Consider the following 18,675-nt stretch of genomic DNA (forward strand, 5'->3'; position numbering starts at 1 on the left):
CGGCTTGATCATGGTAAAGGTTATATTACTCATATTCTTTCCTTTAGGGCAGCAAAGGTAATGGGTTTAGGCTAATATGAAAATTGTTGTGGCCATGAGTAAAAAAGATTTGACCGAATGCAGATTATAGTTGATTTTTGCGGCTTTGTATGAAACCCATCCAGGAGATTTATCCATTATTGAATACGCCCCGCAATGTAGTTGTTACCATGCATCAGAAGCCTGATCCCGATGCCATGGGTTCTTCTTTAGCGCTTGCAGGGATATTGGCTCAGTTGGGACATGAGGTTACGGTTATTTCACCTACCAATTGGCCCGATTTCCTGAAATGGATGCCCGGCTCAAAAGCCGTTATAGATTTTGAGGCTGCCAGGGAAAAAGCGAATGCTGCTTTAGATAAAGCAGAGTGGTTGTTTTGCCTGGACTTTAACGCTTTGCACCGCACAAAGCATATGGCGGCAAAGCTTTCGGAACTGAACTGCATTAAAATTTTGATTGACCACCATGAGCAGCCGGAAACAGAAGCTTTTGATTACGGGATCAGCCTTACCGTTAAAAGCTCTACTTCCGAGATGGTATATGATTTTATTAAAGCTTCCGGCAACGAACATCTTATTAATGAAAATGTGGCGGCCTGTCTTTATGCAGGCATAATCGGTGATACCGGCTCCTTCAGGTTTCCGGCTACTTCACCCGATGTGCATGAAATGGTGGCAGCTTTAAAAAGAAAGGGGTTGAAACATGCCATCATACACGAAAATTTGTATGATAATTTTTTGGAAGACAGGTTAAGATTCATCGGCCATGTATTATTGCACCGCATGGAAATCTTTTACGAGTACAACGCGGCACTTATTGCAATACCCAAAAGCGACCTGCTTAAATTTAATATCAAAACCGGCGATACCGAAGGGCTGGTAAATTATCCGCTTACCATTCAGGGCATAAAATTGGCAGGATTGGTAATAGACCGGGACGAAGAACGAAAATGGTCGTTCAGGAGCAAGGGAAATGTGGACGTAAATACTTTTGCCAGGAAATATTTTAATGGTGGCGGTCACTTCAATGCTTCTGGTGGAAGAAGTTCAGATTCACTCCAGACTACTATGCAATTATTTAAAAAAGCGATAAAAGAAAACGCATCACAATTACAATAATCACCAAATATGAAAAGAATAACATGGTTAGGAGCCGTATTGGCTTTGGCTTTCGGATTAAGTTCCTGCGGCGGCAGTGGAACCTATACAAAGTTAGCGAACGGGATGGAGTACAAAATTATTGGCAGTAGCAAAGGAGATCCTATCGGATACGGCGAGGTAATGAAATTTCACTTTGCGCAGAAATACAAGGATTCTGCCATGAAAGATACTTATGGCCAGCCACCGCAATACCAGCCTATCGACAGTACCGGCATGCAATTGCCGAAGGAATACTATGAAGTATTTAAAAATGTAAGGGTGGGAGATAGCGTGATCACCCGCATTCTTACGGATAGCGTATTTAAAGGCGGGATGGCCATGATGCCCAAAGAATTTAAAAAAGGTGAATATTTGATTACCACGTTTAAAATACTGGGCATTCTGAAAGCCGATAGTGCACAGGCAGATTTTGCCAAAGAAGTACAGGAATTCCAGCGCCAGGATTCTATCCATGCTATTGCGCAGGCGGTAAAGGATGATAAAGCTTTGCAGGATTATATTGCTGAAAACAATATAAAGGCTACCAAAACCGAACTGGGCACTTATGTTGAAATTCAGCAGGCCGGCGGCGAGCCGGGCAAAGACGGTCAGTCTGTGTCGGTTAAATATACCGGCAAATTCCTTGATGGCACTGCGTTCGACAGCAATGTGGATTCTTCCTTTCATCACACTGAGCCCTATACATTTACCCTGGGCACCGGTGGTTCCATAAAAGGATTTGACGACGGGTTGAAGTTGCTTGGTAAGGGTGCCAAAGGCAGGCTGTTCATTCCTTCGGTGCTGGGCTACGGCTCACAAGGGTCTGGCAAAATAAAGCCAAACACCAACCTCATGTTCGAAATAGAGGTATTGGATGTAAAAGAGGCATCTGCCCCTCAGCAGTTACCTGCGCGTCCTTCTGCTGCTCCCAAAAAGCAATAGGGAGTAGGGTATTAGGGTGTGTGGATTAAGAAACAGGGAATTTATCGCTCACTACTCACTACTCACTATTCACTACTCACTATTCACATTATTCAAACAGACAGATTACTGAAGTAATCTGTCTGTTTTGCATTAAATAAAAAAAGAAGATGACCGTTTCTGGTCTTATAAGGGAATTCGTGCGTACGGCTTCGAAGAAAGAAAAAATTGATATTGCTGAACAAGGTTTGGGCACCTTACTCCGACCTTCTTCTCCTATTCAGGAATTGGCTGTATCGGATTATAAAATTATGTTGGGAAAGATCAGGGAAGAAAAATTTAAAGCTCGCAAATGATTGTATTCATTGATACTAATATTTTTTTGGACGTTCTGTTAAACCGGGAAGGATCAGTAACTGATTCAGAAAGCGTTTTAAACAGGCGCTCAAAGCCGGGGTACAGTATGTATACATCTTCTGCGTCCTTTACTAACATTACTTATTTCCTGACCAAATACAGGCCTGCGGAAGCCAGAATTTTATTAGAAGCATTATTAAAAAAAGTATATATAGCTCAGACGCGGTCAAAAGATTTTCAGAAGGCCCTGCAAAGTAATTTTCACGATATTGAAGATGCCTGTCAATATTATACAGCTTTACAAATTCGGGGAATCAAATACTTTATTACACGCAATATTAAACATTACAAGCATTCAGTTATCAACGTGGTTACGCCGGGGGCATTTCTTTCGGCCACACAGGAGAAGTGAGAAAAATATCGTACTCCTAAACCTTTTGGTAAACCATAAAAAGCGCTATTGCTTCTTTAGCCGCTTTTACATCGTGCACCCGTAATATATCGGCACCATTCATCAGGGCAATGGTATGTAAAGCGGTGGTGCCGTTTAAAGCCCCTTCGGCCGTTGTGTGTAGTGTTTTATAGATGGTTGATTTGCGTGAAAGTCCAACCATTACCGGGCGATTGATGATCCGGAGTGCGGGAAGCGATTTAAGCAATGTAAAATTATGTGCGATGGTTTTTCCAAAGCCAAATCCCGGGTCAATAATAATATCCCGGATGCCTGCTTTTGTGCATTGGTCGGTTTTACGGGCCAGGTAATCCAATACAGCTACAGCTACATCTTCATACTGCGGGTCTTTTTGCATGGTGCCCGGTGTTCCCTGCATGTGCATGCAAACATAAGGTATTCCTAAAGTTGCTACGGCAGAAAGCATGGCATCATCCATATCGCCGCTGCTGATATCGTTTACCATGGAAGCTCCGGCTTTTACCGCCGCTTTCGCCACATCAGAAGAATAAGTGTCTATTGAAATAACGGCATCCGGGAAATCCCGCAGTATCCGTTCAATGGCAGGAACTGTTCTGTCTGTTTCTTCCTGCACACTTATCCTTTTGCTGCCGGGGCGGGTGCTTTGCCCCCCGATATCTACAATGTTGGCGCCCTCCGTTATCATCTTTTCAGCAAGCTGTGCTATCTCATCAACATGTTGCTTCCTGCTTCCATGGTAGAATGAATCAGGCGTAGTGTTGATGATGCCCATCACCCAGGGTTCGTCTATCGTCAGCAAACGGCCCTTGCAGTTTAAAGTGTACATTATTGGTTTTCGGCTTATTTTTGAAACTCAGCGCAGGAACAAAAATAGTTCATCCCATATTAAATGAGCAGTCCAGTAATGACAACCATTCAGCAATATGATACCGCGGTAAAACAGTGCAGGGATATTTTTTTAAAGAAAACAATGGATTACGGTACATCCTGGAGAGTATTAAGGACCATTTCTATTGTTGACCAGATATATATAAAAGCCAGGCGCATCCGCACCATCCAGGAAAACGGGTCGCAGAAAATTGACGATGATATTACATCAGAATTCAGGGGTATTTTGAATTATGGCGTAGTGGGCCTCATGCAAATGGAGCTTAAAACAGACGAGGTTGAAGAGCTGGATGTGCATACCGTTCAGCATTTATACGATAAGGTAATTGCCAATGCAAAGGCGTTGATGGAAAATAAAAACCACGATTACGGGGAAGCGTGGCGGGAAATGAGCCAGGAAAGCTTTACCGATCTTATTTTATCGAAGTTATTGCGGATCAAACAAATATTGGCCAATAAGGGGCAAACACTGATCAGCGAAGGGATTGATGCCAATTATTACGATATTATCAACTATGCGGTTTTTGCATTGATCCTTATAAGTGAGGGAAAGCACCGGCCGGGGTAACTGTATTGTACGCGTTTGAAAAAATCAATCTCGGAATCAGTCTGTACCTTTGCTTATGGTTTGCCTGCCTGTAAATTTTTATAAAATCTTATCAAATACATGTTAGATATCATTATAGTTGGTGGCGGCCCTATCGGGCTTGCCTGTGCATTGGAAGCCCAAAAAGCCGGGCTGAAGTATTGCATCCTGGAAAAGGGCTGCCTGGTCAATTCCCTGTATAACTACCCGTATAATATGACTTTCTTTTCCACATCGGAACGGCTGGAGATAGGCGGCATTCCTTTTGTATCTATATCGGTTAAGCCTACCCGAAATGAAGCGCTGGAATATTACCGCCGCGTAACACTATCCAACCGCCTGGATGTGCACCTGCAGGAAGAAGTGAAATCCATTAACGACAGTGATACCGGTTACGAAGTAATTACGACCAAGGCAACCTACCATACCAGATACATTGTACTGGCCACCGGCTTTTACGATAAGCCTGTGTTAATGAACATACCGGGTGAAGATCTGCCCAAAGTAACGCATTATTATAAAGAACCGCACTTTTATGCCATGCAAAAAGTAGTGGTAGTAGGCGCCAACAACTCTGCTGTTGATGCCGGGCTGGAAACTTTTCGCAAGGGCGCTGAGGTAACCATGGTGATCAGGAGAAGCGGAATAGGCAGCCGGGTAAAATACTGGGTAAAGCCGGATATAGAAAACCGTATCGCCGAGGGAAGCATCAAAGCTTTTTTTAACTCCACCTTATCGGCTATTTATGAAGACCGGGTAGATATACAAACGCCGGAAGGAATTGTTACCATACCCAATGATTATGTAATTGCCACCACAGGTTACCAGCCTCAGTTTGATTTTTTGAGCAAAGCGGGTATTCACTTATCGGATGATGAAAAACTACGCCCCGACTATAACCCTGAAACAATGGAAACCAATAAAAAGAATATTTACCTGGCCGGTGTGGTATGTGGTGGTATGGATACGCATAGCTGGTTCATCGAAAACTCAAGAGTGCATGCCTCTATTATTATGAAAGATATTTTGAAAAAAGAGTCGAAGGAAATAACAAGCTAAAAATAGTAAACTACGAATCATTAAATCCGAAGATAAAATTTTGAAGTACGCACTTAATATTGTTCTCGTCCTGCTGAAGGTATGAAACCTTTTTACGCCGTATCACCTTTTCCTTCCAGCTCTATCAGAACCCTTTTCGCCCTGCCGGCAAAGGCTGCGGTTTGGTGCGGCAACTGGTCTTCTATAAGTAATTTTATTTCGGGAATTATTTCGGGGTATTGTTGGGTAAAACGGCTGAGAATGGTTAATGAAAAAGCTTTTACCGCAACTGCCTCTTTTGGGTCGGCCACATATTTAAAACAAATATCCAGTACATCTCCATGGATACTTTGAGGAATATCAATATCCTGTAATAATCTCACGGTATTTCTTTTTACGGCATTGTGAATGCCGGGCTTTTTTAAATTGCGGATGATCTTCTTCAAATGTTTCTTTACCAGGTGGGGATGGGCTGCCACGCAGTAGCTTAACGGCCATGCAGCTCTTTGCGCTACACGGTATTCGTCATGCAAAAAAAGCGTTACCAGCTCATCAAAACGCTGCTGGTTGTCGCTTATACAGGCAACTATTGCAGAACATTGCTCTTTTGAATGTTCTTTCAGGATGGCGTCTCTGAGGTTCATATTTATGAGTAATTCAATTTACGAAAACGTTTGTGTGAAATTTAGAGATTGGGATGTAAAATAAGCAGTGTGTTTTGTTTTTCGTATACCTTTAATCAATTTCAAACAATGTTACAAAAGGTATTGCAAACATACGGTTTGGATTTTTCTGCATGGGAAGTAAAGTCCTTCGGATCGGGCCTGATCAATAACACGTGGAAGGTTAGCCGGTACGACAGGGATACATCATACATATTACAGCGTATCAACCAGCACGTATTCAAATCGCCGGAGGATATAGCACACAACATACGCATCATCGGTGCTTACCTTGCTGAACATCACCCCGACTATTTGTTTGTAAGGAATTTATATACCAACGATGGGACCGACATCTTTTTTATGGAAGGAGAAGGTTATTTCCGCCTGGTTCCTTTCATAAAAAAATCACATACCGTTGATGTGGTTCAAACGCCGCAACAGGCTTTTGAAGCGGCAAAGCAGTTCGGACGATTTACCCATTTGCTGAATGGCTTCCCGGTGGATGAATTAAAAGTTACCATTCCCGATTTTCATAACCTGAGCCTTCGTTACCGGCAATTTCTTCAGTCGCTGCAATCGGGCAACCCTTTGCGCATTGAGATGGCGGAAAAAGAAATCAACTGGCTAAAGGCGCAGGATTATATTGCAAAGCGGTTTGATGCCATGAAGCAGGATCCCGATTTCAAATTAAGGGTTACACATCATGATACAAAGATCAGCAATGTTTTATTTGATGAACACGACAAAGGGCTGTGTGTAATAGACCTCGATACCGTAATGCCGGGTTATTTTATCAGCGATGTGGGCGATATGATGCGTACCTGCCTCTCACCGGTGAGTGAAGAAGAAAAAGATTTTTCAAAAATCGAGATCAGGGAGGAATATTATAAAGCCATTGTTGAGGGATACCTTAAAGGGATGGAAAATGAACTCAGCACAGCAGAAAAAGCTGCTTTCTTTGATGCAGCATGTTATCTTGTTTATATGCAGGCGCTGCGTTTTATAGCCGACCACCTTAATAATGACGAATACTACGGCGCCAGGTATGAAGGGCATAATTTTACACGTGGTTCCAACCAGATCAGCCTGCTGAAAAAACTGCTGGAAAAAGAACACCGGCTTAGAAGCATTGTTTAATCTTACCAACTTACCACTTACTACTACTAATGACACCCGCAGCCGTCACCACAGCTATTGTTGCCATGCGAATGCGCATGATGCACATGCCCGTGTGACAGTTCCTCCGCGGTAGGCTGCCTGATATTTTTTATCGTTACACTAAAATGTAAGGTTCTTCCTGCCAGGGGATGGTTGCCATCCAAAATGATCTTATCGCCATCCATATCAGTAACGATCAGCTCCTGTCCGTCAGATGATTGCACCATAGTGCCCGGTTGAACCTGATCGGCGCCTTCGGGGAACTGGTCACGTTTCACTTCAAACACCAGTTCGGGATTGAATTCGCCATAGGCCTCACCCGGAGCTAAAGTTATCTTTTTTTCTTCCGCTATCTGCAGACCGTTCAGTGCATTTTCCAGGTTTTCCAGGATATTGCCATGCCCGTGCAAATATTCCAATGGCTCAAATTCGGTGTTGCTGTCAACTACCGTTCCTGTTTCGTCGGTGGCATTGTACTGAATGCTTACTACCTTGTCTTTTTCAACTGTCATTGTTACTCATTTTTATAAAGATAAACGCACCGGCGGAAATCATAAAATAATATCACGTATCATGACGCAACAGCAGGAAATGTGATCTTCCCGGCAAGCCAGCTGTCTTTAACTTTAATAAGCCAGTTGTTTTCCATCTCTTTTTTTGTTAGCACCGTGTTGTTGAAATACAGGGTATCGGCGGTAATAAAGTTGTTCTCCACGGCATAAGCCAACTGGTTCATCGGCAGCACCTGTATCTTGTCTTTTACTACAAAAGCCAGCATTTGCCTGTTGAATAACGACAGGTTAAATTGTTTTTCTATTTCTTTTATCATTCGCACTGAGCTGTCGGTGCTGCATCCGCTTACATGAGTATGGGTTTCATCGGCCATCAGAACAATAAACTGTCCAAAAAAAACAGTGGCAAAATTTTTCACACCTGAGCCATGCGCATGCCATTGTTGTGAAAAGCCGTTCAGCATATCTTCAACGGTCAATACCTCAGACAATGAGAAAGGGCGGCTGCCCTGGTATATCCATACTCTCGACAAAGGATCAAAGTCTGCGGGAAGCAGATGCCTGTATTCTAAATTCATACTGTAAAAATACGATATTCTGTTTTAGGACAGAAACCCGGTTAAAAGAAGCAAGCCTGCAGGCAGATCTGTTCGCGTGGCGGATAAAATCCGAGGCCGGACAGGCAAGGCATTTTTATTCCACTATTGAAAGACCTCTGCTATCATGCATCTTGCACTTCCTCCGCCCTGTGCTTCAATGGTATCAAGCGGAGAATGAAGTATGGCATTGTATTTTTTAAGTTCCTTGATCTGCTGCGCCTGCAAAGACTGATAAGCCTGTGAAGACATGATTAGAAATTTTTTCCCTTTCCTGTTTTGTACCTGCAGCATATTGCCTGCAAAATGCTGCATTTGTTCAATGGTAATAGGGATGATTTTTTTGGCAGTCATACCAATTGCAGAAACAACGCTTTCTCTTTGTTGTAAATTTGTTATGCTTTCCAGGCAAACAACAACATACCGGTCTGCCACGCACATCATTACGTTGGTATGGTAAATGGCTTTCCCGTTTTTATCAAAAGCCTCAAACGCTACCGGCAAAAATTTCATGGAGCGGCAAAATGTATCCAGTACATCAATATCGGTTCGCGGCGAAAGGCAGGCGTAGGCAATTTTGAACCTGCGGTCCAGCACCATGCTGCCGGTACCTTCAAGAAAACGGTTGTTCTTCTCGTGGTGCGTAAAATCAATAACTGTTGAAATATTGAATATGGCTTTCAACATTTCTATGAGCTGTGGCTTCCGTTCCTGCCTGCGGTTCAATGCAAACATAGGATAAAGGCAGACCGTTCTTCTTTCATGGAAAGAGATCCAGTTGTTGGGAAATACGGAATCGGGGGTATAGGGCAGGGGCGTATCATCAACTACTGTAACATCAATATCGTTACCCGACAGCAATTGTACAAAATCTTCAAATTCTTTCACTGCTTTTGCCTGTACATCCCCATCATCAGCACCGGTCTGGAATGCATTGTTCACTGCCGTTTCCCGGTTAAAGCCAAAATTAACCGGCCTGATCATTAAAAGATGTGATGCAGTTTGCATGTTGTTGTTGTTTAGCACCTCATACCTTATACCCTTCACCTTCCACCTTATTCCCTATTCCTCCTCCCCAATATCGTCCCTCATCAGTGGCATGCTCATGCAGTGAAATCCGCCTCTTGCTCTTGATAATTCAGCAGACGGGATTAATATCAAAGTGTTATTTATCTTATCGGGTGTTGTGGTTCCCTTTTCCAATGCCCCGATCATGTCTTTCGCCTCTGCTATTTCAAAGCCGTGCTCACGAAAGGCATCCGTGGTTTTATCGTTGCGGTCGTACCCCAGTACAACGCCTTCTTTAAGCGCCAGCAGGTTGCAGGAATCTGTCCATTGCTCCCGGCTGTCGTAAGGGAACCTGTTATTGCCGGAATAAATAAACTGTACCTTGTCCCTGCATTTTAGATCATTAACGCTTATATCGGTCAGCAGGTCTTCAAGATTGTCTGTATAAACCGGTTGTGCGATATTGTTTTTATGGAATTGTATAATGCGCAGCGCATCATCTTTTTGGGGTGTGTCGAGGATCCTTTGTACGGGATCGGCAGCTTCCCGGCGGATAGCAGCTTTGGAAAAAACGCCAAGCAGCACCCATGTGTTTCTTTTTACCTGGGTAAAAAGGGTATCAATGTGCATGTAATCGCGTTTCCGCGGAATTTTTACAACGCTTATTTTATTTACCAGTTCTTTTTTGAATAAAGTGGTAATTACCTGATGTGCGGCTTCCATGCTGGTGCGTTCACTAACGCCAACAAGCAGGTGGTTGGGACTGACCACCATTACATCGCCGCCTTCGAGGGTTACTTTTTTATCTTCGCCATCGCGTGGCATTAAAAAGTGGCGATGGGTGTCTGTCAATTCAATGATATTGTGCTGGTAGCCCGAAAAAAGAAGGTGATTGTAGAAAATGTATTTTGCAAGCAGCGCTTCCCGCATCCGGGCTTTTTTTGCCGGCTTGTTCAGCAGTATATGATCTTTGATCACGATGCCTATATCCCGCGTAAAAATAAAGTTAGGAATGGGGGGGAAGATCATGGTTTTGTCGGGCAGGCTTCCCGTAATAAACACCTTGGCCAGTGTTGCCGGCTCCAGTTGGGCCAGCGCTTTTTGCATGAGGTAAGAGCAATTTTCTATAGCACATACCGAGGCACACAGTTTTTCCCTGATAGCGGTATTATCAAGTATATCGGCAAGCAGGTTCTGCAATTCCACCACTTTATCCGACCGGAAGAAATCCGGGTGTTCGGGCTTGTAAAAATTCCTGCTGTTTCCCGGGTCATCTGCCTGACTTAGCTTTCCCCTGATCTTTGCCGGATCCAGGAAGTATAAAAGCAATTTTGTATAGTAATCGTATTCCTTACGCCGGATGGTATCCAGGTGCACAATATCTTCAAAAAGCCAGTCCTGTGCTTTGGAAGGCACAACTTTTCCCAAACCGCTATCGGGCGTATGTACCAGCACACTTCGCAATGTACCGATCTCTGAAGTGATATGAAGCTGGTTAGAAGGGTGCATATCCGTAAAATTATTATAAATCTAAGCCTTTTAAGCCGGAGCAAACGAGATGGCTAACCATCTATCCGCTGTTAAACAATCTTTATTTCCAATGTTTAATGCTTTCTTAAACCCCGGGGAATAATATTTGTCTTATTTACCAAATGTAACAAACACTTATACTACTTCGTTAACTTAAAAATCATTTTATGAAAAGATCGTTTTTACTTTCGGCGCTGGCACTTTTAATGTTTTCTTCCTGCAAGAAAGAGATCACCGAAGTGCAACGGGTAGACCAGGCATTTTCGGCAGTATATGACATTGCGCCGGGCGACTGGACAACTACGAATGGCGGGGAAAGTTACTCTGCCGAACTTGATGTTCCCGAGCTGGATAACGTTGTTTACCAGGATGGTGCGGTATTGGTTTATCTTTCATTTTCCGGCACATCGTATTACGAAGCGTTACCGCAGGTATTTGATGGCATTACTTACGGTGCTATTCACGGCGAAGGGTATATCAGCATAGATATGAGCGCATTGTCAGGTAATCTTTTTGATCCTCCCGGGCAAATCGTTTCGGCAAAAATTGTGCTGATTGACGCAACAAGACTAGCCTTGCACAAGGATGTTGATCTGAAAAACCTGCAGTCGGTACAGAAGGCCTTCAATATCCATTAATTTCTGCTATTTTGTTTTTTGTTCTGGATTTGCACTGTACCTTCGCAAAAAATTTTAAATATCATGAAAATTATTAAGTATGCATTGATCGCCGGCGTGGTTAGCCTCGCTGCATGCGGCGGTGGAGATGAATCATCCAAAGCGTCTGAGCAACCGGCTGCTGAAGAACAAACGGCTGAAACGCCTGCTGCAACACCCGCTGCCGAAGGAGTAGTGCTTGAAATTACAGGTAACGATGTAATGAAATTTGATAAAACAGAGCTTCGGGCTAAAGCTGGTCAGAAAGTTACCCTTACCCTTCATCATTCCGGTAAACTGGCCAAAGAGGCAATGGGGCACAATGTTGTAATTTTGAAGCCCGACACAGATGTCGCTGCATTTGCCGCAAAAGCTGTTGATGCAAAAGCGAATGATTATTTCCCCGAATCGGAAGCCGCAAATGTAATTGCCCATACCAAAATCATTGGTGGCGGCGAAAGCGTTACCATTGAGTTCACTGCTCCTGCTGCAGGCACTTATCCTTTCATCTGTAGCTTTCCCGGGCACTATGGCTTTATGAAAGGAGATTTTATTGTGGAGTAATTTTTGAAATTATTTTTAAACCCACTGATACATGCAGTGGGTTTTGTTTTGGACCGTGTTACACAGGATTTATTTGGACCACCTCATGCAAACTGCCGCTACCCGGTCTAATGGTTTGCTTCCGCTTTTCACGTATTTTTGACAATAATTTAACCAATGGAATGGTTATCTGTAATCCAGGTTCAATATGTCAGACAAAGATTTTCCTTATTCAGGTTTCAGTTCATTAGCCATACACGCTGGTCACCGGCAGGATCCGAACTATGCTCATCTTACCCCCGTATATGCCACTTCTACCTTTGTATATGATGATGCCGAACAGGGCATGCGCCGTTTCAGCGGTAAAGAACAGGGCTATATATATACCCGTTGGGGTAATCCTACTTTTCGTGAAGCCGAAGCAAAGATCTCCGCAATGGAATCCTTCGGCGTTACAAATGAGAACGGTGATCCGCTGGTCTTAAAAGCCTATTTGCAGGCTTCAGGCATGGCCGCCATCAGCACTTTAATGATGAGCACCTTAAAGGCCGGTGACAAAATTTTATCGCATTATTCTCTCTATGGCGGCACGCAGGAGCAGATGAATACCCTGTTGCCGGCATTTGGTGTAGATGCCATAATCGCCGACCTGCGCGATCTTACTATTGCGGAAGATATGCTGAAAAAGCACCCGGCCATTAAAATGATCTATATTGAAACGCCCGCCAATCCTACCATTCAGTGTGTAGATATTGAAGCGTTAACCAAGCTGGGCAAACAATACGGAAAGATCATTGCCTGCGACAATACTTTCGCCACGCCATACCTGCAACAACCTTTTAAGTATGGTGTTGATTTTGTGATCCATTCCACTACCAAATTCCTCAATGGTCATGGCACTGCCATTGGCGGCGTATTTATAAGCCGGGATGTTTCCTTTATGAAGGGTAAGGCATATAAGGTGTATAAGGCTTTGGGCGGAAGCAGCAGTGCTTTTGATGCCTTTTTGCTGGTAAACGGTATGAAAACCCTGGAAGTGCGGATGGAGCGGCATTGCGGCAATGCCGAAAAAGTAGCAGCGTTGCTCAATACCCATAAAGCGGTGGCTTCGGTAAATTATAACGGACTAACCTCGCATCCGGATCATGCAGTAGCCAAAAAGCAAATGCGTCACCCCGGCGCTATGATGAGTTTTGAACTGAAGGGCGGCTTACAGGCAGGTATAAACTTCATGAACAAATTGCAATTGTGCACCCGAACCGTATCTCTCGGTACCTGTGATACTTTGTTATCTCACCCCGCCTCCATGACGCATTACAGCGTTCCTAAAGAGCAAAGGGAACGGTATGGCATAACCGATGGGTTGATAAGGATGAGCGTGGGCATGGAAAATATAGAAGATATTCTGGGCGACCTGGAGCAGGCCCTGAAATGATTTTCATGCTTATTTATTGCAGGCTACCATAATTTATTGGTTCCAAAACATACGGTTATGAAAAAACTCCTTCCTCTTTCCCTGATGCTCCTTTTTTCTGTATTTACCACTGCGCAAAAAAGTAAAATACAACCCGACAAACGGCTTTCGGGATTGGATACGGCCCTTGAAAAACTGTTGAAAGACTGGAATGCCGTGGGTTTTGCCGTGGCTGTTGTAGAAAAAAATCAAGTGATCTATAGCAGGGGATTTGGCTATCGTGATTATGCCGGCAAAAAACCGGTTACAGTCAATACGCTTTTTGCCATAGGCTCCTGCACCAAAGCTTTTACTGCTTCTTTGCTGGGCATGCTGGAAAAGAATGGAAAATTATCGCTCGACAAAAAAGCAACGGGATATTTGCCTGCACTGCATTTTTTTAACAACGATATGAATGAAAAGATCACCGTGCGTGATATGATGGCACACCGTACCGGTCTGTCCCGCCACGATTATTCGTGGTACCTGTTCCCAACGGCTTCCCGCGACAGCCTGCTGCAGCGCATACAATACCTGGAACCCAATACAGGTATAAGAGAAAAATGGCAGTATAATAATTTCATGTTCCTTACCCAGGGTATGATCACTGAAAAGATAACCGGTAAATCATGGGAAGAGAATATAAAAGAAAAAATATTTACGCCTCTTGGTATGAGCCGCTCCAACCTGAGTGTAAAAAATATGGGGCAGGACGATGATGCTTCCCTTGGCTATACCTTAAAAAAAGACAGCAGCATTAAAAAGCTCGATTATTTTAATATTGACGGCATGGGCCCGGCCGGCAGCATCAACAGCAGCGTTACGGAAATGGCCAACTGGGTAATAACCTGGATAAACAATGGAAAATTCAATGGTAAGGAAATAATCCCTGAATCTTATACCCGGGAAGCCATCAGCGCGCAAATGGCTATGGGCGGAGGGATTCCGGACAAAGAAAGTCCCGATATTTATTTTTCGAATTACGGACTGGCATGGTTTCTCACTTCCTACCGCGGACATTACCGCGTGGAGCATGGAGGTAATATTGACGGGTTTTCGGCAAGCACCAGCTTCTTTCCTTCCGATAGTATAGGAATTGTAGTGCTTACCAATCAAAACGGTTCTGCCATACCTTCTGTTGCCCGCAATTTAATTGCCGACCGGATGCTGAAGCTACAGTACAGGAACTGGAGCAATGAGCTTAAGCTGGCAGCCGCCAAAGCCACCCTGCGGGCAAAGGAAGCGGAAAAGAATAAAACATCTAACCGTGTGGCAGGCACTAAACCCTCTCATCCGCTTAAAGATTATGAAGGTGTATTTAACAATCCCGGTTACGGCAACCTGGAAATATACCAGAGAAATGACTCTCTTTTTGCCAGAACAAGTAAAGATTCTTTGTGGCTGCGCCACTACCACTACGATGTATTTGAAATAAAGGGCTTTGACAAAGAGGAGGGGCTGGATACTTCTTCAGGAGGCACTGTTTTAAATTTTGCAACCAGGAATGACGGTAAGATCGGTAGTTTGAATTTGATACTGGAGCCTTCGCTTAAACCACTTGAATTTGTGTATACGCCCAGGGTCAGATCCATAGGCAAAGAAGCGCTTCAGAAATATGTAGGCGAATATGAGTTGGCCGGTATGACAACGAGGGTTTATCTTAAAGAAGGAACTTTATTTGTATTTGTTCCCGGCCAACCCGAATATGAAACCGTTCCATTGGGCGATCATACCTTTAAACTCAAAGTGCTGGAAGGATACAGCGTTAAATTTGATGTAGCGGATAATAAAGTAACGGGCATGAGCTTTATTCAGCCCAACGGTACTTTTAAAGCGAAACGGAAATAGGAGGAGAGGGTGAGTGGTGAGTAGTGAATAGTGAGTGGTGAGCAGTCAGTGGTGAATGGTGAAAGGTGAATGGTGAGAGGTGAAAGGTGAGAGGTGAAAGGTGAAAGATAAGAAGAACTTTAGTTTATCGTTAGTATACATGAGCTGAAAGCTGATGACAGCCAGGGCGTGAGAAGTGAGAGCGTGCGTTCTTATACTGATCGCTGAAAGCCTGAATCAATCAAACTAAACATGGGTATAACAATAAGACCGGCGGTAAAGGAAGATTGTCCACGCCTGATGGAGCTGGTGCATGAACTGGCGGAATATGAAAAGGCGCCGCAGGAAGTAACGGTTGATGCCGATCATTTTGTTGAAAGTGGTTTTGGCAAAAACCCGGTATGGTGGGCATTTGTAGCAGAAGCTCCTTCTGTTGAAAATGACAGCAGCACAATCGTGGCATTTGCGTTGTATTATATCCGCTATTCTACCTGGAAAGGGCAGCGAATGTACCTGGAAGATATTATTGTTACAAGAGAGTGGAGAGGCAGGGGCATCGGTAAAATGTTGTTTGACTGTTTGCTTGAAGAAGCCCGGGTAAAAAAATTTACCGGCATGATGTGGCAGGTATTGGACTGGAACGAATCTGCTATACAATTCTATAAAAAATACGATGCGGAGTTTGATCCGGGCTGGATAAACTGCAACGTGAATTTTTAATGTTAGCCAACGTTAATTTTTGGGAAATAATTGTTAAGCGTAAGGTTTTGAGCAACTGCATGTCCTGCAAATACGTAATTTCAATAAACATTGCTTTCGTTCACCTTCTGTTCCGCACCTCAATAGCAGAAATATGAGTTTGAAAAACATTGCTTTGATATTTTTTTCAGCCTGCATGTTTTCGGTTTTCGGCTGTAGAAAGGAAAATAATGATCCCGGTAATACTACTGCAGACGATAAAATTAAAGACAGCGCCTGGAGCTATGCAAAAGAGCTTTATTTATGGAATAAAAACCTTCCTTCGGGGTTTAATGCAGGAACGTATGCTGATCCGGATGCTATCATGAAGGCCTTGCGACCGTACAGCATTGAGCCGGGGTTCGATGATCCTGTAGACCGCTGGAGCTTTGCTATAAAAAAGAATGAGTGGAACGATCTGAGTTCCGGGATCAGCGGTGATTTTGGGTTGGGCATTTTTTTCATGTCTGAGAATGACCTCCGGGTTTCGTATGTTGAGCCTGCATCCCCTGCCGCAGCGGCGGGTATAGAAAGAAGCTGGCGCATTGTGTCGGTTAATAATAATACCACTGTTAATACCGATGATGCAACTGTATCACGTATTACCGATGCCGTGTTCAACAGTTCCGCAGCCAGTTTTACTTTTGAAAAGCCCGACGGAACTGATGTTGATATTGCGCTTACAGCCAAAACCTACCAGGATGAACCCATTATCCTGGATAGCATATATACGAATGGCGGTAATAAAACGGGGTACCTGGTTTATAATTCTTTTTTAGGTGATATTGGTAGCATCAAAAGCCGTTTTGGAAATATATTCAGTAAGTTTTCCGCAGCGGGCGTTACCGACATGGTAATAGACCTTCGTTACAACGGTGGAGGTTACGTAGAGCTTCAGAATGAGCTGGCTAACTACCTGGTACCTGCCGCAGGCAACAATAGTATAATGCTGGAGGAAAAATTCAACGATAACTATAAAGCTCTTCTTGACACAACAATAAACTATCAAAAAAAGGGAGGGCTCGATCTAAGCCGTATCTTTTTTATTATAACCAAAAACACAGCATCCGCAAGCGAGCTGCTCATTAACAGCCTTAAGCCCTATATGGATGTAAAGCTCATTGGCAGGGCCAGTCATGGGAAACCGGTTGGCTATTTTAATATAGGAGTGGGCGACTGGTATATCTTTCCTGTATCTTTTCGCAGCGTAAATAAAAACGGGGAGGGTAATTATTTCAATGGGCTGCAGCCCGATGCTATTGTTGATGACGGATTGGATAAGCCCTGGGGCGATGTTAATGAAAACTGCCTGGCAAGTGCCCTGCATTATATAAACGATGGTGGCTTTTCACGCATCTCGCCCCGTGTGCAGCAGGATATTAAGCTCGAAAAGGGGAATGCTGCACTGGATGTAAAACGGTTCAAGGGAGCGGTTGAAGAGCGGAGGAGCGTGTGGTAGTTGGGAAATGTGGAAATGTAGCGGTCGGTACGCGACGAAAGGAGCGTCAGACCGCGGGTTCAATGTGAGAAGAAAAAGAAGATGACTGCTGATGGCTGGTCGCCGACCGCCACCCTCATTTCATAAATGCAAAATACACAGCGCCCATAAGACAGATAAAGCTGAGCAGGTATTTCCAATGCATGGGTTCGCGCAGATATAGCAAAGCAAAAGCAACAAATACCACCAGTGTTATGGCTTCCTGTATGATTTTTAACTGGAAAGCGCTGAATCCGCTGATGTATCCGAAACGGTTGGCCGGTACCTGCAGACAATATTCAAAAAAAGCAATTCCCCAGCTCAGGGCAATTGCTTTCCACAACGAAACATTTTGGTGCTTTAAATGACCATACCATGCTATGGTCATGAAGATGTTAGAAAACAACAACAATACAATGGTTCGCATATAATTAATGCTTGTAGGCAGGAAGTGCGGTGTGGGCAACGGTGCCTGTAATCTACCCTGAGACCTGTAATCCGTAACCTTTGTCTATTCCACTTTTGTGATCTTAAGCAGATTGGTAGGTAAATGAAGGTGAACAGGCAGGCTGCCGGTATTTACTACCGTATCACCGGTTTTTAAGAAACCTCTCCTTTTTAAAATCTCTATCTGGTCAAAGATGATCTGGTCTATGTTTTCTTCCTCATTATAAAAAAAGGGTCTGACACCCCAGCTCAGGCTAAGCTGGTTAACCAGGGTTTTTTCTTTTGTGAAAATATATAACGGCGATTGGGGCCGATAGCTGCTTACCACAAAGGCTGTGTACCCGCTTTGTGTCATCGCTATCAGCGCATCCGCATTTACATCCCTTGCAATTTTACATGCGTTATAGCAAATGGCATCGCTGTGAAATGAAGGTGAATGCGGCTGCGGCTTAAGATCTTCTTCACGGTTATAGCGGTACTCCTTTTTTTCTACTTCCAGAATAATTTTTCGCATGGTTTGCACTACCAGCACGGGATGCTGACCCATGGCTGTTTCCCCGCTCAGCATCACAGCGTCTGCCCCTTCCAGCACTGCATTTGCTACATCTGTAGCCTCGCTGCGGTTGGGTTTAATGCGGTCCATCATGCTTTCCATCATTTGTGT

Annotated in this window: 21 protein-coding genes; 13 read left to right on the forward strand and 8 right to left on the reverse strand. The window is 43.9% G+C overall.

Translation table 11 applies throughout. The annotated features are described in order from the left end of the window. Positions 1 to 149: 149 nt before the first annotated feature. The 4 genes from PLH26_RS10560 to PLH26_RS21765 all read left to right on the forward strand — a co-directional run bounded on the left by PLH26_RS10560 (position 150) and on the right by PLH26_RS21765 (position 2,868). Entirely contained in the window at positions 150 to 1,157 is a 1,008-nt protein-coding gene (locus tag PLH26_RS10560) for a DHH family phosphoesterase (protein ID WP_324585980.1), read from the forward strand. 9 nt (positions 1,158 to 1,166) lie between these two features. Further along, the gene (locus PLH26_RS10565) at positions 1,167 to 2,120 is read left to right on the forward strand and encodes an FKBP-type peptidyl-prolyl cis-trans isomerase (protein WP_324585981.1); all 954 of its coding nucleotides are present in this window, start codon (positions 1,167 to 1,169) and stop codon (positions 2,118 to 2,120) included. 149 nt (positions 2,121 to 2,269) lie between these two features. Then, positions 2,270 to 2,455: a hypothetical protein gene (locus PLH26_RS10570; protein ID WP_324585982.1), complete on the forward strand. Its 186-nt coding sequence runs from the start codon at positions 2,270 to 2,272 to the stop codon at positions 2,453 to 2,455. Then, the gene (locus tag PLH26_RS21765) at positions 2,452 to 2,868 is read left to right on the forward strand and encodes a type II toxin-antitoxin system VapC family toxin (RefSeq protein ID WP_502876379.1); all 417 of its coding nucleotides are present in this window, start codon (positions 2,452 to 2,454) and stop codon (positions 2,866 to 2,868) included. Before PLH26_RS10570 ends, PLH26_RS21765 begins: the two co-directional genes overlap by 4 nt. Before the next feature lie 16 nt (positions 2,869 to 2,884). On the opposite strand, the gene folP is transcribed toward PLH26_RS21765, so the two are convergent. Beyond that, on the reverse strand, positions 2,885 to 3,715 hold the full coding sequence (gene folP / locus PLH26_RS10575) for a dihydropteroate synthase (RefSeq protein WP_324585983.1): 831 nt from the start codon (positions 3,713 to 3,715) through the stop codon (positions 2,885 to 2,887). A 63-nt stretch (positions 3,716 to 3,778) separates the two neighbouring features. On the opposite strand from folP, the gene PLH26_RS10580 reads away from it, so the two are divergent. Then, positions 3,779 to 4,345 (forward strand): DUF1599 domain-containing protein, encoded by a 567-nt coding sequence (locus PLH26_RS10580; protein WP_324585984.1) that lies wholly within the window; start codon positions 3,779 to 3,781, stop codon positions 4,343 to 4,345. A 99-nt stretch (positions 4,346 to 4,444) separates the two neighbouring features. Beyond that, a complete protein-coding gene (locus tag PLH26_RS10585; protein WP_324585985.1) occupies positions 4,445 to 5,422 on the forward strand; it encodes a YpdA family putative bacillithiol disulfide reductase in 978 nt (325 codons plus the stop codon). Positions 5,423 to 5,514: 92 nt separating this feature from the next. Here the strand turns inward: PLH26_RS10585 and PLH26_RS10590 are convergent, their stop codons facing one another. After that, positions 5,515 to 6,045, reverse strand: coding sequence for a HEAT-like fold family protein (locus PLH26_RS10590; protein ID WP_324585986.1), 531 nt, complete (start codon positions 6,043 to 6,045; stop codon positions 5,515 to 5,517). Between the two features lie 108 nt (positions 6,046 to 6,153). Between PLH26_RS10590 and PLH26_RS10595 the strand changes: the two genes are divergently transcribed. Next, positions 6,154 to 7,203 carry a phosphotransferase enzyme family protein gene (locus PLH26_RS10595; RefSeq protein ID WP_324585987.1) on the forward strand — a complete coding sequence of 350 codons (1,050 nt, stop codon included), beginning with the start codon at positions 6,154 to 6,156 and terminating at the stop codon, positions 7,201 to 7,203. Between the two features lie 26 nt (positions 7,204 to 7,229). On the opposite strand, the gene PLH26_RS10600 is transcribed toward PLH26_RS10595, so the two are convergent. The 4 genes from PLH26_RS10600 to PLH26_RS10615 all read right to left on the reverse strand — a co-directional run bounded on the left by PLH26_RS10600 (position 7,230) and on the right by PLH26_RS10615 (position 10,849). Beyond that, positions 7,230 to 7,736: an FKBP-type peptidyl-prolyl cis-trans isomerase gene (locus PLH26_RS10600; protein ID WP_324585988.1), complete on the reverse strand. Its 507-nt coding sequence runs from the start codon at positions 7,734 to 7,736 to the stop codon at positions 7,230 to 7,232. A 59-nt stretch (positions 7,737 to 7,795) separates the two neighbouring features. Beyond that, a complete protein-coding gene (locus PLH26_RS10605; protein WP_324585989.1) occupies positions 7,796 to 8,314 on the reverse strand; it encodes a hypothetical protein in 519 nt (172 codons plus the stop codon). 123 nt (positions 8,315 to 8,437) lie between these two features. Then, positions 8,438 to 9,340 (reverse strand): citrulline utilization hydrolase CtlX, encoded by a 903-nt coding sequence (gene ctlX, locus PLH26_RS10610; protein WP_324585990.1) that lies wholly within the window; start codon positions 9,338 to 9,340, stop codon positions 8,438 to 8,440. A 54-nt stretch (positions 9,341 to 9,394) separates the two neighbouring features. Beyond that, positions 9,395 to 10,849, reverse strand: a complete 1,455-nt coding sequence (locus tag PLH26_RS10615) for an arginine deiminase family protein (protein WP_324585991.1) — start codon at positions 10,847 to 10,849, stop codon at positions 9,395 to 9,397. 188 nt (positions 10,850 to 11,037) lie between these two features. On the opposite strand from PLH26_RS10615, the gene PLH26_RS10620 reads away from it, so the two are divergent. The 6 genes from PLH26_RS10620 to PLH26_RS10645 all read left to right on the forward strand — a co-directional run bounded on the left by PLH26_RS10620 (position 11,038) and on the right by PLH26_RS10645 (position 17,546). Continuing rightward, the gene (locus tag PLH26_RS10620; protein WP_324585992.1) at positions 11,038 to 11,508 is read left to right on the forward strand and encodes a hypothetical protein; all 471 of its coding nucleotides are present in this window, start codon (positions 11,038 to 11,040) and stop codon (positions 11,506 to 11,508) included. 63 nt (positions 11,509 to 11,571) lie between these two features. Beyond that, on the forward strand, positions 11,572 to 12,090 hold the full coding sequence (azu, locus tag PLH26_RS10625) for an azurin (protein WP_324585993.1): 519 nt from the start codon (positions 11,572 to 11,574) through the stop codon (positions 12,088 to 12,090). Between the two features lie 187 nt (positions 12,091 to 12,277). Next, positions 12,278 to 13,504: a trans-sulfuration enzyme family protein gene (locus tag PLH26_RS10630; protein ID WP_324585994.1), complete on the forward strand. Its 1,227-nt coding sequence runs from the start codon at positions 12,278 to 12,280 to the stop codon at positions 13,502 to 13,504. A gap of 57 nt (positions 13,505 to 13,561) precedes the next feature. Continuing rightward, positions 13,562 to 15,370, forward strand: coding sequence for a serine hydrolase (locus PLH26_RS10635; protein WP_324585995.1), 1,809 nt, complete (start codon positions 13,562 to 13,564; stop codon positions 15,368 to 15,370). A 231-nt stretch (positions 15,371 to 15,601) separates the two neighbouring features. Then, positions 15,602 to 16,069, forward strand: coding sequence for a GNAT family N-acetyltransferase (locus PLH26_RS10640; protein ID WP_324585996.1), 468 nt, complete (start codon positions 15,602 to 15,604; stop codon positions 16,067 to 16,069). Between the two features lie 133 nt (positions 16,070 to 16,202). Continuing rightward, a complete protein-coding gene (locus tag PLH26_RS10645; protein ID WP_324585997.1) occupies positions 16,203 to 17,546 on the forward strand; it encodes a S41 family peptidase in 1,344 nt (447 codons plus the stop codon). A 115-nt stretch (positions 17,547 to 17,661) separates the two neighbouring features. Here PLH26_RS10645 and PLH26_RS10650 read toward each other — a convergent pair whose 3' ends face one another. Then, on the reverse strand, positions 17,662 to 17,991 hold the full coding sequence (locus tag PLH26_RS10650; protein WP_324585998.1) for a DMT family protein: 330 nt from the start codon (positions 17,989 to 17,991) through the stop codon (positions 17,662 to 17,664). 84 nt (positions 17,992 to 18,075) lie between these two features. Next, positions 18,076 to 18,675 (reverse strand): pyruvate kinase (locus PLH26_RS10655; RefSeq protein ID WP_324585999.1); only part of this gene is annotated, 600 nt, incomplete at its 5' end.

Origin of the sequence: Agriterribacter sp., from assembly GCF_035444585.1 — a bacterium.
In the GTDB taxonomy this organism is placed as follows: domain Bacteria; phylum Bacteroidota; class Bacteroidia; order Chitinophagales; family Chitinophagaceae; genus Agriterribacter.

Coding starts and splice junctions, on each gene's coding strand:
- PLH26_RS10560 (WP_324585980.1), top strand. CDS start 150: ATGAAACCCATCCAGGAGATTTATCCATTATTGAATACGCCCCGCAAT.
- PLH26_RS10565 (WP_324585981.1), top strand. CDS start 1,167: ATGAAAAGAATAACATGGTTAGGAGCCGTATTGGCTTTGGCTTTCGGA.
- PLH26_RS10570 (WP_324585982.1), top strand. CDS start 2,270: ATGACCGTTTCTGGTCTTATAAGGGAATTCGTGCGTACGGCTTCGAAG.
- PLH26_RS21765 (WP_502876379.1), top strand. CDS start 2,452: ATGATTGTATTCATTGATACTAATATTTTTTTGGACGTTCTGTTAAAC.
- folP (WP_324585983.1), bottom strand. CDS start 3,715: ATGTACACTTTAAACTGCAAGGGCCGTTTGCTGACGATAGACGAACCC.
- PLH26_RS10580 (WP_324585984.1), top strand. CDS start 3,779: ATGAGCAGTCCAGTAATGACAACCATTCAGCAATATGATACCGCGGTA.
- PLH26_RS10585 (WP_324585985.1), top strand. CDS start 4,445: ATGTTAGATATCATTATAGTTGGTGGCGGCCCTATCGGGCTTGCCTGT.
- PLH26_RS10590 (WP_324585986.1), bottom strand. CDS start 6,045: ATGAACCTCAGAGACGCCATCCTGAAAGAACATTCAAAAGAGCAATGT.
- PLH26_RS10595 (WP_324585987.1), top strand. CDS start 6,154: ATGTTACAAAAGGTATTGCAAACATACGGTTTGGATTTTTCTGCATGG.
- PLH26_RS10600 (WP_324585988.1), bottom strand. CDS start 7,736: ATGACAGTTGAAAAAGACAAGGTAGTAAGCATTCAGTACAATGCCACC.
- PLH26_RS10605 (WP_324585989.1), bottom strand. CDS start 8,314: ATGAATTTAGAATACAGGCATCTGCTTCCCGCAGACTTTGATCCTTTG.
- ctlX (WP_324585990.1), bottom strand. CDS start 9,340: ATGCAAACTGCATCACATCTTTTAATGATCAGGCCGGTTAATTTTGGC.
- PLH26_RS10615 (WP_324585991.1), bottom strand. CDS start 10,849: ATGCACCCTTCTAACCAGCTTCATATCACTTCAGAGATCGGTACATTG.
- PLH26_RS10620 (WP_324585992.1), top strand. CDS start 11,038: ATGAAAAGATCGTTTTTACTTTCGGCGCTGGCACTTTTAATGTTTTCT.
- azu (WP_324585993.1), top strand. CDS start 11,572: ATGAAAATTATTAAGTATGCATTGATCGCCGGCGTGGTTAGCCTCGCT.
- PLH26_RS10630 (WP_324585994.1), top strand. CDS start 12,278: ATGTCAGACAAAGATTTTCCTTATTCAGGTTTCAGTTCATTAGCCATA.
- PLH26_RS10635 (WP_324585995.1), top strand. CDS start 13,562: ATGAAAAAACTCCTTCCTCTTTCCCTGATGCTCCTTTTTTCTGTATTT.
- PLH26_RS10640 (WP_324585996.1), top strand. CDS start 15,602: ATGGGTATAACAATAAGACCGGCGGTAAAGGAAGATTGTCCACGCCTG.
- PLH26_RS10645 (WP_324585997.1), top strand. CDS start 16,203: ATGAGTTTGAAAAACATTGCTTTGATATTTTTTTCAGCCTGCATGTTT.
- PLH26_RS10650 (WP_324585998.1), bottom strand. CDS start 17,991: ATGCGAACCATTGTATTGTTGTTGTTTTCTAACATCTTCATGACCATA.